The sequence below is a fragment of the Brevibacillus brevis genome, assembly GCF_031583145.1.
In the GTDB taxonomy this organism is placed as follows: domain Bacteria; phylum Bacillota; class Bacilli; order Brevibacillales; family Brevibacillaceae; genus Brevibacillus; species Brevibacillus brevis_E.
Map to the genome: position 1 here is coordinate 619,354 of NZ_CP134050.1, position 14,864 is coordinate 634,217.

9 protein-coding genes are annotated in these 14,864 nt (G+C 47.7%); 8 read left to right on the top strand and 1 reads right to left on the bottom strand.

Features of this window, described 5'->3' with window-relative positions:
- The first annotated feature begins 30 nt into the window (after positions 1 to 30).
- Genes RGB73_RS03325 through RGB73_RS03360 form a run of 8 tightly spaced genes read left to right on the top strand, consistent with a single transcriptional unit; the run spans position 31 to position 14,265 of the window.
- Positions 31 to 2,529 (top strand): GumC domain-containing protein, encoded by a 2,499-nt coding sequence (locus RGB73_RS03325; protein WP_310769154.1) that lies wholly within the window; start codon positions 31 to 33, stop codon positions 2,527 to 2,529.
- The gene (locus RGB73_RS03330) at positions 2,526 to 4,634 is read left to right on the top strand and encodes a peptidoglycan DD-metalloendopeptidase family protein (RefSeq protein WP_310769156.1); all 2,109 of its coding nucleotides are present in this window, start codon (positions 2,526 to 2,528) and stop codon (positions 4,632 to 4,634) included. Before RGB73_RS03325 ends, RGB73_RS03330 begins: the two co-directional genes overlap by 4 nt.
- Positions 4,635 to 4,643: 9 nt before the next feature.
- Positions 4,644 to 5,072, top strand: a complete 429-nt coding sequence (locus RGB73_RS03335; RefSeq protein WP_310769158.1) for a hypothetical protein — start codon at positions 4,644 to 4,646, stop codon at positions 5,070 to 5,072.
- A 10-nt stretch (positions 5,073 to 5,082) separates the two neighbouring features.
- The gene (locus RGB73_RS03340) at positions 5,083 to 6,330 is read left to right on the top strand and encodes a hypothetical protein (RefSeq protein ID WP_310769160.1); all 1,248 of its coding nucleotides are present in this window, start codon (positions 5,083 to 5,085) and stop codon (positions 6,328 to 6,330) included.
- Positions 6,331 to 6,341: 11 nt separating this feature from the next.
- Positions 6,342 to 6,956 carry a hypothetical protein gene (locus tag RGB73_RS03345; RefSeq protein ID WP_310769162.1) on the top strand — a complete coding sequence of 205 codons (615 nt, stop codon included), beginning with the start codon at positions 6,342 to 6,344 and terminating at the stop codon, positions 6,954 to 6,956.
- Positions 6,957 to 6,981: 25 nt separating this feature from the next.
- Positions 6,982 to 8,319, top strand: a complete 1,338-nt coding sequence (locus tag RGB73_RS03350) for a CpaE/TadZ family protein (RefSeq protein WP_310769164.1) — start codon at positions 6,982 to 6,984, stop codon at positions 8,317 to 8,319.
- Positions 8,316 to 9,221, top strand: a complete 906-nt coding sequence (locus tag RGB73_RS03355) for an S-layer homology domain-containing protein (RefSeq protein WP_310769165.1) — start codon at positions 8,316 to 8,318, stop codon at positions 9,219 to 9,221. Before RGB73_RS03350 ends, RGB73_RS03355 begins: the two co-directional genes overlap by 4 nt.
- Positions 9,214 to 14,265 (top strand): fibronectin type III domain-containing protein, encoded by a 5,052-nt coding sequence (locus RGB73_RS03360; protein WP_310769167.1) that lies wholly within the window; start codon positions 9,214 to 9,216, stop codon positions 14,263 to 14,265. The genes RGB73_RS03355 and RGB73_RS03360 overlap by 8 nt, the downstream gene beginning before the upstream one ends.
- Before the next feature lie 414 nt (positions 14,266 to 14,679).
- Here the strand turns inward: RGB73_RS03360 and RGB73_RS03365 are convergent, their stop codons facing one another.
- Entirely contained in the window at positions 14,680 to 14,763 is an 84-nt protein-coding gene (locus tag RGB73_RS03365) for a putative holin-like toxin (protein WP_016738816.1), read from the bottom strand.
- Positions 14,764 to 14,864: the final 101 nt, after the last annotated feature.

Below are 14,864 nucleotides of genomic sequence, written 5' to 3' on the forward strand. Positions count from 1 at the left end.
ACATTGTGGAGACGGGTCGTAATCCTAACCGTGGCCATCGTCATGTTTACCGGTGTTGGCCTGACGACATTCGGTGTGTATCAAGCAGATGCTGGCAAGGGTGGGGCGGTAGGAAGTTGGATCGGAAATCTTTTCAAAGACGGTTGGTTTGGAAAAATTTCAGATAAGGCAACGAAAGTGGGGGAAAAAGCGAAGAAGGTTTATGACAAGGCAAAATGGGGAGCGATCCTCACCGGTATTGGTGTTTCAGCGTATGATATTGCCTTTAATGACGCCAACTTCCTGGGGAGTAGTGTTGGGTTTGTGGTTCAGAGGGTAGCAGCATGGTTAGAACTATTGATTCCGCCGCCAGAGCAGCAAATTTTTAACTTTGAGATAGTGAAGTCGGAAGACGGGGCGGAAGAGGTACGATTTAAGGACAAAGACCGGTTTGCCTACTACCGGTTTGATGAAAATACATGGCAAACCATTAAGTACATCTACTATTACATGATGGGAATCTTTTGGGCGGGTGCTGTCATTATCGTAGGGTATCAGGCCAACTACCTGATGTTCCCAAGCGGGGTTCAGGATCGCATTACTGCCCGAAGTATTATCTCCACCATGATCCTTTCAGCATTGGCGATCCTGTTTATCCCCTTTCTCGTGGGGATCTATTCCGATATCGCCATGCTATTTGTCGCCCTGTTCGCCAATTTGGTCGATCCGGAAATTGTCGTGCAGGGGTTACTGAATTACACCATTGATGACAAATTAACAGAAGCCATGCTGAAATTGATCTCCCTCGCTCAGCACGGGATGATCTTTTTTATTTACTTCATGCAGAAGGTTGTCATCATGGGGTTATTGGTGTTGTTCCCGATCATTGCGATGCTGCAAAATTTCCCCTCCAAACGTCACCTGTTTGGTTTGTGGAATCGGGAAATGCTGACCAACCTGTTCACGCAGCCGGTTCATGCTTTGCTGTACTGTTTTGCCTTCAACCTCATGCAGGATGCTCCTGATGTGGAGAAGATTGCCTATTCAGTAGTATTATTGCTTGCGATCATTCCAGCTGGGGCTTTTGTGCGGGAAGTATTTCAAGGTGGTGGATTTGCTCAAGAGGGAGCAGGCTGGATGCGGAAGATGGCCTATCTGACGCTTTCGGGTCTTGGAATTGCGGGTGTCATGAACACAGGGAAGTTAGCCATGCAAAGCTTTCACGGGATGCGTGACGCTTATCAACAAAGCGGCTTGGCTCAACCCGGTGAAAGTCTAAGGCAATCCATTGGAAATACCCTGCGGCGTGGATTCCAGTTTAGTGCAGGCGCTTTTGGAGGATTAGCGGGAATGGCATTGGCCGGTGCGCCCGGTATGTTAGCGGGTACAAAAGTGGGTACCAGAGTTTCCGGGTATGCAGCCAACCAAATCACCGCGGCAGCGTCATCACCTGAAGTACGTAAGGGTCTCCACAGCGTAGCATCTCGGCTTCCGTTTTTGGACCATGATCATCATCGCCAAAAGGCAGCAGCCTACCAGCAGATGGTGGAATTACCACAAAAGTGGGCAGAAGCCCGTCAGCGTGAAGAAGAAGCGGCATTTGCTCTCCGTCAGGTGGACAGCCAGATTAGCCCAGTTTTTGCAGCGAAGCAAGATCACCTGCAGGCCAAACGTAACCTCGATACCGTGTATCAACAAATGGAGCCGGAAGAACGTGTAAAAGCAAGAAACCTGTTACAGCAGCATGAAGAGGCGTATCATCGTTCACGGCCGCAGCTGATTCATGCAAACCAGACCGTTCAGGATGCCAAGCGAACGTATGAAAGGGCGTTGGCTGATTACCAAGCCATCAAACCAAATACACCGGAAAAGAACATGGCCCGCCAGCAGGTGGAACAAGCCTACAAGCAGTTACAGCAAGCGAAACAGGCCGTGAATCCTGTGTATCGTAGTCAAGATGTTCAAGCACTCACAAAAGCGGGATATCGCCCGGGTTCTTCCCTTGCGCAATATTTGGAAGTAGGTTATCAAGTGAACCAGGCTGCACAGAGAGTACAGCGAGCAGAATCTCATGCAGGTGCACGTTACGAGGAACTGGAGCGGACCTATCAAGGCGCAACGGAAAATTATCAACAAGCTTTGGCTGGAAGGATGAACGTGGAGGGGCAGAAAATGCATCTTGAAAAAGTTACCGGGAAGGTGATTCCTTTGCCGTCTTCCGGACCATCCGTTCCTGTGAGGAAGTACCGCATTGAACCGGTATTTACCCCAGCGCCGCAGCAAGCCGCTCTCCGGTCCGTATCTCAAGGGAAACGTTCAGCCCAAAGTTCATCGGGTACGGTATTTCGGCCGACCTTTCAACAAACGTTTGAACCCGTTGAACCCGCATGGTTCGCTGATCCGGTTACCGAAAAACAAGCCTACACACTAGAAAAATTGGGGGTTCCAGCAAGTACAGTAAAGAACAAGGGGGAGGCACACTTGATTATCAGCAGTTTCAAAAAAGGTGAAGAGGGATTGGAACTCCAAAGGAGATTCCGTAGCGAATGATGGAACGATTGAAAAAGGTGGGCCTGCTCATGGCCCGCCTTCTTTTTCGTTATGTCAAACGAATGGTGTTCTCTCTCATTTTGAGCATGATCCCCCTGATTGTCATTGTGCTGCTCGTGACGTTAACCCTAGATTCGATGTTCAATCTCACAGGAGGGATGCTGAACTTCACCGGAAGAGATGACTTTGATCCCAAAATCGGTCAGGAAATAAAAGCGGCGTACGTGAAGAAAGCAGCCACATGGAAAGAAGGATTGACAGAAGAAGAGATCGCCCAAATCTACCAGCATGACCATCAGCTTTCATGGGGCATTCTGGCTGCGATCGACAAACTGGCCTACAACTTCGATGATCTTTCGCAAATGGAAAAGTATCTGAACCAAACCTACGAACTGGTTAAGCCGGAATTTCGTTTTCGAAAGGCTTGCGAAGGCCGAATCCTGCTTGATTTTGCTCATACCTATATCGGGACCTATCAGTATCATTACCAAACCGTTTACGAAAAGCAGCCGGACGGCACTCAAAAATGTCGTGACGTGTTGGCACGTGTAGACACGGACTTCACATATGAAAAACTGAAACAGGCACTTCGACACTATGGCTTGGAAGATAACCAGAATGTTGACATCGTTATTTTTCAAGCCTATGGGTTTGATCGGGACTTGAAAGATCCCCGCGTGAAGTACCTGCTGCCACCGGAAATGCAACAAGTGATTGCCCGATCGCCGATTGGTTCTGCCCCCAGAAATGAGTTGGGAGAAATCGACTTGTACGCTCTCCTGCCGGAACGAACGCCAAAGGATTATATTGAATCCTTGAATGTGAAGGTTCAAGTGTACGACAATTCGTGGCGTATCAATAAGGGCAGGACACCACTTGGTACACTGCCCCGAAGAGGAAGCGAAACACGGTTCGGAACAATAGCGGTTTCCAAAGATAACCCTTACGGTCTTCAACTCGGCATGAAAGTGTATATTCCGAGGTACGGTTACGCCGTTGTGGAGGAATTCTCAGATAACATCAATGATGACATCCTAACAGATCGTTTTGTCGATGAGGTGGCCAAGTTTTTATTCTTGTCCTATGATCTCCTCACTTCCTGGTTAGACGACATCACCAATCGAACCAAAAAAGAGGAAGTCGTCTATCTCTTCATGGGTGGAGAAGATACAGACGAGGAGAAGTTGGTCAAAGCTCAAGCTGCTCTGAGCAGTGCATTCACGGTTTATTATCAATCGATCCCCATCTATATTCTCAACCCAGACTTTCAAATTGAGACACCAAACTTCGAAGTGAAGGGAAAGACGTTTTGGGATGGCAGCACATGGCCCATTACCAGCTGTTTTTGTTACCGAGAACTAGATGGCAAACGAGAATTCCACGATGGGGTTGATTGGGGGGTTCCCGAACATGTTCCAGTCCTGGCGATTAACTCAGGGATCGTGCAGATTGCGAGAAACTCGGTCTCGGCCGGAAATTATGTAGCATTAAAACTGGATACACAAGTCCATGAAAATAATCGTACACAGGACATTGTTGTTCGTTATCTGCACCTTAGTAATTACGTGGTATCTCCTGGGCAGAGAGTGCAGCAGGGGGAAGTGATTGGGTATGTTGGCAGTACAGGGAGAAGTACCGGCGCTCACCTACATATGGATGTCACCATTGGAGGAAAACGTCGGGACCCACTCAAGTGGATAGACTTCATGAAAGCAGACGGTCTTCTGGATGTTTACGGGGAACAACCCAGTTTCGAGGGGGGCGAGATTTCCAATCCGGATACAGAAAAGATGGAGTATATGGGCGAGTTTGAGATCACTGCTTACACGGCCGGCAAAGAATCAACCGGAAAGGAGCCTGGAGACCCCGGGTATGGGATCACAGCTTCTGGGAAACCGGTGCGTCCCGATCATACGATCGCTGCCGATTGGACGGTTATGCCAGCGGGTAGCATTGTGAAGATCGAGGGATTGGCGCCCTATTACGTGGTCGAAGATGCGGGTAGTGACATCAAAGGAAATCGAATCGATATCTATATGCCCGAGCTAGAAGATGCCTTGCAGTTTGGAAGACAAAAACGTCGGGTCTGGATCATTAAACACTAGGAGGGACGTATGAAAAAGTGGGGATGGTGTCTCATTATTGTTTGGTTGTTGTTTAGTTCGGTCGCTTATGCCGAACAAGAGCAACAACCCCAAAACGACGTGGCCAATCGCATTTTATCTGGATTGGAGGAAAGTCAAAAAGGGACGTTTATCATTAAGGAGTCGTCCTCTTTGGAAAACGATGCGTTCCTTGATTGGTTGGAGAAAAAAACGGAAGTGATTCGATCATGGCTAACAGAACTATCTTTGAAACTATCGGTGAAGTTTCTCTTAATGGCGGGACCGTTTCTCATTTTTGGATCGGTGCTGCTGTTTTTTTTAGGACTAAAAAAAATACTGGCATGGATTTGGGCCTTTTTAGCCTTTGTCGCACTAGGGTTGTTTTTAACAATCCATGGCGTCCCATTATTACGCAAATTCGTTGAATTCCTCCAGTGAGGTGATGGTCTTGAAAATTGTTTTTGCCACAGGGGATGAAGCGCTGGATGATTATGTGAGCAAAAAGGATGGCATTTTGGAAGTCGGCAGGGCATTGTATGCGGAACAGCTTGTCACCATGGTTCCTTCATTGAAACCGGACGTCGTATTGTTTTCGGAAACCATTCCGACTTCCCGTTTTGATCAGAAAGCGGGACATGTGGGGGCGGAGGCAAACATTCTCAAAATAATGGAGTCGATTGTCGAGGAAGGGATTCGTGTTGTAATGATCCTTAATGAACGCCCGCCAGGTCATCCCTTTTTGGAAAGACTGATTGGATTGGGAATCTATGATTTGATCATAGGGGATACCATCAAGGTGGATCAGGTGATTGCCGCCCTTCACCACCCCGGAACTCGCAAGCAAGTGAAACACCTTCTTCGTCAGGAAGAGGAGCTTACCTCAGAGGATACCTACCGGGCAAAAGAGATTAAGCTGGTAGCAACTGAAGAGGAAAAGCAGGAGGGTTCTCAACCGCCAATTGGCCAACGGGTATTCCGGATTGCCAAGTCCGTGACGGACGTAAGAGAAAAGCTGCGAGAGAAATGGGAAGCCCGTGGGATGGAAAACAAACCAGTTCCCGAAACAACAACTGTGGTCCAGAAATCGGTTATAGAGGTTCGCAAGAAAGAACCGGAAGCGACTCCAGAAAAGGTCATCGTGCTGTATTCACCCGAATCGACTGGAAAAACGTATGTTGGCGTGAATACGGCCATTGCCGCAGCCAAAAGATTGCGTGTTCCCGTTCTGTACAAGGATTGTACGACGACATGCAAGACGAAACTTTGGTTTAACGCGCCAACGTTTCCGTTTACGCTATCCGACATCCCCCTTACGGTTGCAGGGAGGGATGCTAAACCTTCTGCCAAGATTGGCGTACTGATTGTGGAAACAGCCAAAAAGGATGATATCCCACCAGGGGCTGTTGTGTACGTAATCGTAGACTCTGATTACGCCCGGCAAGTGATCATCAGTAAGTCGCTGGATGGAATCCAACCTGCCGGCTTGATTTGGAATATGGCCTATGAGGAAGCTTGTCACCCCCAAGACATGATTCCTCTTCTCCTTGCGTTGACGCTCCCCTATGATCGTGAGGCCTATCGGGACATTGCAAACGGCATCCCTCGAGCGTTTTCAGATGAAGCACTATGCGATCGATTGGTCAAGATCGTTCAAATGGACCCACTCCATCAGTACATGAGAAGTGGTATCGGATGAGAATGCACGACATGCGTGTATGGCAGAAACGGGACTATCGTTTGTTCTACGGGATGATGGCAACCGCTGTCATCTGTTTTCTTTCTCACTTTTATATAGGGAAGTTTCTTTTATTCCTGGCTGCACCTCTGTATGTTGGAGCCATCGTTCTTGTTTTTTACGGGGTAGGCAAACGGAACGTGATCAAGCAAGGATACTATCGAGAAGCCAAGCGGATGGGCCTGGAGAGAACATTTGTGATCCCCTACAACGAGTCCGACGACGAAATTTGGTTTGAAATTCATTTGATGGAACCAGTTGAAAAGCGAAAAAGTACACCTGTTCGGATATTGAGGCAGTACACCCGTGATTTGCAACGGTTGTACGACTTTGCCAAAACGTATCCGAAAAAAAGGGTGGTGTTCGTCGGAACGACCCATCCAACGTTAACGGTTATAGCCATGAAGGAAGCCAAACGACTAGGTCTTGATTATGAGATAGCTCCAAGCATTCATGACCAATCGGCTCCGATGACAAAAAGAGAGTGGAGAGGTGTACTACGGAAGATGTATGGCGGCGATCAAAAGATACGAGCACCGGCGAAAGAGGAGTGGCGCACGTTAATTGTTCGTGTTGAAAATCCTTGAGACAACAAACGAAAGGAAGGTAATTATGCTCGCGACTCAAGCACAACGCATTTTTTCTACAGTTCCCCTGAAGAATCAAGACGCAACGGTTGTTTCACCCAATCAACTGCTGGCCCATGTGCAAGAAACTCCAAATGCCATCGTGTATCTTCTCTGGCCAGAAGATAAGGTTCTATTGCCCCTTCTGAGGGATCATGCAACGGTGTATGTCCTTGGGAATCTTAAGAGCGAACAATACGTCGAAGAAATGAAGGAAGCATTGCGGAATGGTGCCCATGACTTTCTTGATCGTATTGATCACATTTCCACCGCTTTACATGAAACAAAGAAAACAGAAACGGATACAAAGCCTGTTGAACACGTCATTCGCTTGGTACCAAGAACAAGACCATCTTCTTCGGTTCCCCGGAGCAGAGAACTGTCAATGTTTTCGGAACCGATTGACCATGAAGAGCAGCAAAGGAAGGAAGAAAAACCAGAGTTCCATTCTCCCATTGATAAGCAACCTGAGACTGTATCCGTCAACTTTACACGTCTGGATGAACTTCACATCCGACCCATCGGAGGACGACAAATGTTTGTGGTCACCTCAACAAAGGGGGGGATCGGAAAAACCACCATCGCCATGAACGTGGCCCGGCTGTTGCATGACCATGCAAACGGTCGGGTCATTCTAGTTGACTTGATGCATCCACACGGTAATGTGGCAACCCGAATGCGGATCAAAACGGAGGTGAATCTGAAAACGTGGGAGCCGTACTTCGAAAACAACGCGCTTGTAACGGATCAAGTAGTTCTCACCAAACTGGTGGTCAAGCACCCTAACGGCCTGTATGTACTGCCAGGTGTGAATGTGGGCCAATCTTGCTCTCCCGAACTTGTCGGCTACATTTTGACTCAACTTAGCCGCACTTTTGACTACGTGGTGATTGATATCGGGCCAGAGCGGCAAGATCTTCTCAGTGTGGCCATGTCGATGGCGAACAGGACCCTGTTGGTCGTTGACTACGATTTGGCAACCATTAAGGATTCACAGGAATATCTGGATCTCTGGAGCAGACGGCAACTATCCCTGGAAAAAGTCAGTGTGTTGGTCAACTTTGAGCCGATGAAGAAAGACCGGAATACTCTTACGAGGGAAAAATGCAAAGCCTACCTCAACGGGTTGTCCATCATCGGGTTTCTGCCGGAGGCGGCCGGTATGCGGGCGATTCACAATGAGGGGAAGGTGCTGGTGCAAGAAGATAAATCTCATCCCTTTTCTGTTGCCCTCATCGCAGTTATGGAGTCGCTCGTATCCGGATTTGCGGTCAAGGAGAAACGTGGGTTTTTTGCAAGGTTGTTTGGAGGGAAAAAATCATGAAGAAGTGTTTCGCAGTAATTTTGGCGCTTTCCTTAGTGGGAAGCGCCCATTCTTTTGCGTTTGCGGAAAAAAAGGCGACGGTGACCATCCCTGGAGACGCAAGCAGTTATGAAATCGTGGATAAGGAGGGGAATAGTGTCAAGTTGCAGTTTACGTACCAACCCGAAGAAATCATCGTGGTGGTAACGGTTCCCGATGTGCCAAAAGATCCCGAAGTCATCAAGATTCCTCTCAATAAGAAAGGGGGTGAGAAGGATAGTGGAGGCGATAAAGCAGGCAGTGGCAGCACAGGAGGTTTGGGTTCAGATTCGATCAAAGTCACTATGCCCGTCTTCAAAGACATTGTGGATCATTGGGCGAGGGATGACATTCAGTTTATGGCGGCGCTGGGTTTACTCAAGGGTTATCCTGACGGAACATTCAAACCGGAGAAGTCGATTAGCAAAGCAGAGTTTGCTGCCTTACTTTCGAGGGCTATTCAGCTCTCCGAAAAGGACAAGTACGATCAACCCGTTTCCCTTCAAGATGTGACGCCAAGAGATTGGTTTTACTCCTACGTTCAATACTTGGAGGGGCGCGGCAACATCGTTCCGTCAAAAATGTATCCTCAACGAAAGCTATATGCAAATCACCCGATCTACCGAGAAGAGGTTGCCGTCTGGATGGCCAAGGAGGTGGAACAGCCGCCCAGAGAAAAACTCCCCGTCTTTGCTGATGTATCGAAAATGTTATACCCAGAGGAAGTCAACAAGGTATCGGGAGCTGGGCTGATCAAAGGGTATCCGGACGGTACTTTCCGCCCCTTTAACAATACGACAAGAGCCCAGGCCGCAACGATGGTTTTAAGGCTGTTACAACTAAAAGGGATGGTCAAGGAAGAGAGGAGTGAAACACGTGGGTAAGCAAAGAAAACGTTTCTGGCCGACACTTCTTGCGCTTGCAATCTTGCTCACGCAAATAGGAGTCACTTTTCCTGCCCCAGCGAAAGCGGCTGAAGGTTTCGTGATCCGAAGTGATTCCATGACGGTAGACGCAACAGGGATTTACGCTTCGCAAACCAAAAACGTGACACTTCCTGCAGTGGAGGTAATTAACGCAACCGCGACAACCGATAACGGGACGGTCACTGTCTCAAGAAATAACAATCAGGTGACGTTATCGTTATCGGGAGGCAATCCAACGTCATTTACTAACGGAACGGTTACCCTGACGGACAATGGGAACACAAGCAATTCTGGAACGGCCAGTAAAGTGATCGCTGGTCTTTATGATGTTACTTCGAAGACATCCACGAACGGAACGGTTTCTACAACTGTCTCTGGTGATACATTGACAGCAAACTGGTCGGGTGGAAGTTCCTATCAGGTACGCGTGCCACCATATACGCAAACGATTACGACAACGGAGTATCAAAACTACTCTCATTATGCTACTTATGCATCCTTGAACGGATGTGATGAAAAAAATAATTGCTCATATACTTATATTTTTTACTCGTATGATAGCAATTGTAATCTAAAGAGTGAGTCATTCACCGTTACACAAGGTCCAGGTCATGCAACAGGCACTTTCGGTTCAATAACATGCAGCAAGCCCATCACAACGACAAAGACAGCAGACGTATACAACTATGAAAGTCGATGGGACTATTCCGCAACGATTGGTTATCGGACAGCAACTTATGTGTACAATACTGTCATTCAATATGACTTCAAAGATTACGCACCGCAAGCTCCTACACTCACTGCTCCGCAAGATCTTTCTGACGGAGGGACAATAACATTTAGCAAACCATCAGACGATTATACGCCACAAAACGAATTACTCGTGAGTTTGGAATGGCAGCAAGAAGGAAGTTCAACATGGAACCCTGTGTTTACGGACAAAAAGATTACTGATTCAATCTTTACGTTGTCCGGTAGTAAAGTGATCTATCATTGGGATGGCGCCGGCGTAAACGGGATGGTTAAACTTCGTTTGGTAACAAAAGATGGGTATAACCAACCTGTTTACTCCTACGTGAATGGAGATCCGGACACGATGTTCCGGATGTCTCACAAGCCTGAGATTACGCAGGTTAGCCCGATCAGTGGTTCCCAAGCAAACACAGTCACACCGAAGTACACGTGGAATTACTCGCAGGACGAGGGAGAAGGACAGAAAGGATTTTACTTGCAAGTGAGAAAAGTAGGGGAAACCACCCTAAGCCTGGACACTGGATTCGTAGACTCTACGTCGAACGAGTATCAACATCCAACAAGCAGTCCGCTTGAATGGGGAACTACCTACGAGTGGCGGATTCAACCTCTATCTGAAACCGGTGTATTAGGAGACTGGACAGGGTGGCAGGCGTTTGGAGCAAACAGTATTCCAGTATTGGAGAGTGTCACTACTGTCTCCACGGATACACTTCATGTAAAAACCAAGCCTACTCCGGATACAACAGGGTATAAGTTTTACAGATTCGGAACGGAAATTCATGATGGAACAGAACTGGAGATTGATGATACGGGGCTCCCAAGCAACACGGAGCAATTTTACAACGTTCGAGCGTATAATGCTGTTGCCCAATCGCCGCTATCTGCTTCGAAGTCTGCATACACACTGGCGGCTACTCCAGAATTTGAGTCGGTTGAAACTACAGCAACGTCCATTACTGTGAAGTTAAAGCAGGTGAACCCCCAGTACACTTATCATGAAGTGGAGTATCGAAAGAAAGGCGAGACAACTTGGCTCCCGTTGGGAAGTGGAGCAAGTCTACTATACATTCAGAATGGTGTTGAAAAGGATACCACTTATGAGATTCGGGTGAGAGCCTTTAACGGCATGACTGATCCGAATGGAACGCCAACGAAATATATCCAAACAGAAGCTACCACAAAAGTCGATCCACCGACAGGTGCAGTCTTTAGCGATATTACCGAAGACTCATTCACCGTCACAATTGATCCGAATGGGAACTCTGCCACTACGAAATACCGTTTTTGGATCGAGGGTGTAACCGATAAAACAGCCTACGGTACGGCGCTTTCTTATACATTCACCGGACTTCCAGAAGGAAACAGAACGTACACGGTAGTGGGTCAAGCACTCGGAATTAACAGCGAATCTTCCCCGATTCCACTTGGAACGGTCACAACGAAAGCGTATCCGATTCGTGCGGAAGACATTACTTTGACTGCTGAACAAGGTAAGATCAAGGGTAGCTTTTTAACCGGTAAGAACGCCGCGGGGACGAAGTACGAGATTTCCGATAGTGCTACGGGTGAAGTGCTTGCCTTTAGCGATACCAACACCACATTCGAACTGAGCGCACCAAATCCGAACGAGAAGCATGTCATCACGATACGAGCCCAGGACAAGATGCTGAATGTTACGGAGCCGGTAACAAAAGAAATTTACTCGCTCGCCAATCCCGTATCTTCTCCCGACCTGACGGTTGTGGGTCCGAATGAAGTAAAAGTAAGCTTTGATCTCAATGGCAATCCTGCAGATACAGAGGTTCGGATTCAAAGCGTAAAAGGAGACACGTATGACTCGGGCTGGATAACGGGAAGCGAGGCTCAGATTCTTGATCTTACCCCCAACACGCAGCAGCAATATGCGATCACGGCTCGGAACAAAGATGGCGTAGAAACGACTGCCATTACCAGCCCAGCCAAGTACACACTCGCCAATCCGATTATCACGGCTCAGTATGAACCAGGTTATACCAATATCAAGATAACCTTGTTGGCTAACAATCCGCCGGGAACCATGTACAAGATCATCAACAAGACGACAGGGGAAGTGAGAGACTGGTCGTCGGATGTAACATGGGACAATAACCCTCTCACAAATGAGTCGGAAAACGAGTACGAAGCACTTGCAAGGAATGGAGATGGCATCGAAACGGTTGTTACCAAGCTGGGAAGTATGAAAACACTGAAAGCGCTCGGTGAGTTTGTGGAAATTCCTCGCGAACCAGCGGACGGAGCCTTTGATCCCACTACACAGGACGGGAAGACAATCACGCATAATGGAAAAACCGTCATTCTTGTAAAAGGCAGTGAGCTGCCACTCTCGCTCCATGACCTCAAAAATATTGTGGAGTGGAAATATAGCATTAATGACGGCCCGTGGTCCGAATGGAAATCTGTTTCGGACAACAAAATCGAGCAGAAGTTCCCTGTGGACACGCCAGGATTGTACAAACTAAGCATCAACTTCAAAAACCAATTTGGAAATGATGCGGGGAATGTAACTAAGTGGTATCTGGCTGACTGGATCGCGCCTCAGTTGAGTATCGCCTACGATAAGATTTCAAAGGAAGACAATCCGAAGTTTGGGATGACCTATTCCGATAACCTTGATCTCAGCTACGGCATCTGGTACCAAGTGGACGAACAACCGTGGCAATCTCTGACGGGGAATGAAGTTACCGGAGCATTACCGCGTGATAACAAATTCAAGAAAGGGTTTGTTCGAATCTCCGATGTCGTGGGAAACGTCAAGGAAGTTCCGTATGAAATCCTGTCACTCAATGATCAATACTTTAGCATTGAACCCCGCGAGGGCGGATACAAAGTGACGTTTAACGTGGAGGCAAAAACCGGACAACGTTATCACGTGAAAACGACAAACCTGGTTGATGATGATTTCCAAGTGAACGAGAGCAGCACCACAAACATCATTGACGTGCCTGGATTAACTGGGTCGAAATACGAGGCTACTTTGGGAATCCGTATACCGGGTGAATCCTTCTGGTTTGACCAAATGAAATATCCGGTGGTTCTAGGATTGGATATGCCTACATTGGCTTCTCAAGACAGTACCACCAATAGTATCCGGATAACCGTCAATCCGGTCGATGGTGCGCAAACGTATAAGGTGCAACGGAGCGATTTAGCAAACGAAGGCACATTTGCTGGTTTGGAATTTGTTGACTATGAAGTGCAACCGGCAAGTCCATACCTGTACGAATTCTGGGCCGAAGGCGGCGGGTTAAAGAGTGTAAAGAACACGATCACCTTATGGACAAAGCCGGCCAATCCGTCATTAGTGCCCAAAAGATACGCAGATGGCACGTTGAAGTTTGATGTCAACCTGAACGGGAACCCCGAAGATGTTGTGGTAGAGGTGATTCGTGCAGGGGGCACTCCAAAGGTAACCGGTACGGTAGTGGAAGACAGTGGAGTAGAAGGTGACGTGGAATACACGTATCAAGTCCGTGTGAAGTCCCAGAATAACGAGTATTCAGAATGGGTCACCCAAACTTTCCGCCCGGGTGACTATGTTGTTCCGCCAGCTGTTCCGCCCGGGCCAACTCCAGAAGAAGAATTCAACAAGAAAGCCGATAGTGTGTTGGCAGCGATCCAATACCAGGTTGGCACGGTGGCTCAACAAGCCTGGGTGGATGCATGGGTGAAGAATGCCGAAGGACTTCAAGTGACAGGAAATGTTAACGGGATCACCCAAACACTGGGTTCTTCACCCGTTCGTTTTGATGGTCTGGAAATTGGCAAGGAATACGTCCTCCAGATAACGGTTAGTGACGGAACCAGATCGAAAGAAACCCAAATCCGATTCTCGACAGAAATGACTGAGGAACAAATATTCAATCGGGCCGCAGAGCAGCTTGTGGGGCAATTTATCTTCACGTCCGATGGGGAAATTAACTCCGGAAAGGCATGGATTGAGATAGAAGCGCCACAAAGCTCGTATACAGTTGTAGCAATTGTCGAGGGGGTATCGAAAAATATCGCTGGCACAAAGGTTCGATTTGACAACTTGGAGGACAACACAACCTATACGGTATACTTCGAAATAAGCAACGGCACGTATACCTACAGGAGTGAGCGACAAGTAGCAACTCCGAACCGGACAGCTCCTGAAGTGATAAACATATCGAAGAGCGGCGATCATTTGCAGATTGAAGTTCTCACCCATTCTGAGCTGAAGAAGTAATGGACAGCGGCCCTTGTCAGAAAACGGCAAGGGCATTCTTTTTTTGAATGCCGTATGAAATAAAAAATGGTTGCTGAACTTGGCGGGATATGGTAATGTAAGTATTGACAATAAGCAAGTGCGTAAATTATGATTTCAGTTTTGTTTGTATTCTCGATGAGGAATGCTCTCAGTAGTAACAGCATTGATCGCATAAGCAGGTCACTCGGTTTGTCAAGGTCCAAAGGGCAACACCTTCTAATTGTGCACGAGTTATGATATGCTAATTACAACAGTAATTGTACACACTAAAAAAGACCAACAGCGCTGCAACGCTGCCGGTCTTGCACAATAGACGTTCCCCACAAGGGGGCGGCTCAGTGCAATATGTTTGATCGGAAATAGATCACCCAGCTTGCTAGGCTCAAGGGCGGTCTATTTCTTTTTGAGGTAAGTCAGCAAAGCGAGGATGAACATGCCGAACATGAACATCAGCGTCAATGCTTGATAAACCTCCATCAGCCTCACCCCCTTTCATGAGGGGATGAGCCAACCACCCTTGAGGAGCCATGCTATTGTACAATGAAGATTATACCATGGATTGAGATTTTGAGTACCAG

What these genes read in the sequence shown, in the direction of transcription:
- RGB73_RS03365 (WP_016738816.1), bottom strand. Translation starts at nt 14,763, where the DNA reads ATGGAGGTTTATCAAGCATTGACGCTGATGTTCATGTTCGGCATGTTC.
- RGB73_RS03355 (WP_310769165.1), top strand. Translation starts at nt 8,316, where the DNA reads ATGAAGAAGTGTTTCGCAGTAATTTTGGCGCTTTCCTTAGTGGGAAGC.
- RGB73_RS03330 (WP_310769156.1), top strand. Translation starts at nt 2,526, where the DNA reads ATGATGGAACGATTGAAAAAGGTGGGCCTGCTCATGGCCCGCCTTCTT.
- RGB73_RS03335 (WP_310769158.1), top strand. Translation starts at nt 4,644, where the DNA reads ATGAAAAAGTGGGGATGGTGTCTCATTATTGTTTGGTTGTTGTTTAGT.
- RGB73_RS03345 (WP_310769162.1), top strand. Translation starts at nt 6,342, where the DNA reads ATGCGTGTATGGCAGAAACGGGACTATCGTTTGTTCTACGGGATGATG.
- RGB73_RS03350 (WP_310769164.1), top strand. Translation starts at nt 6,982, where the DNA reads ATGCTCGCGACTCAAGCACAACGCATTTTTTCTACAGTTCCCCTGAAG.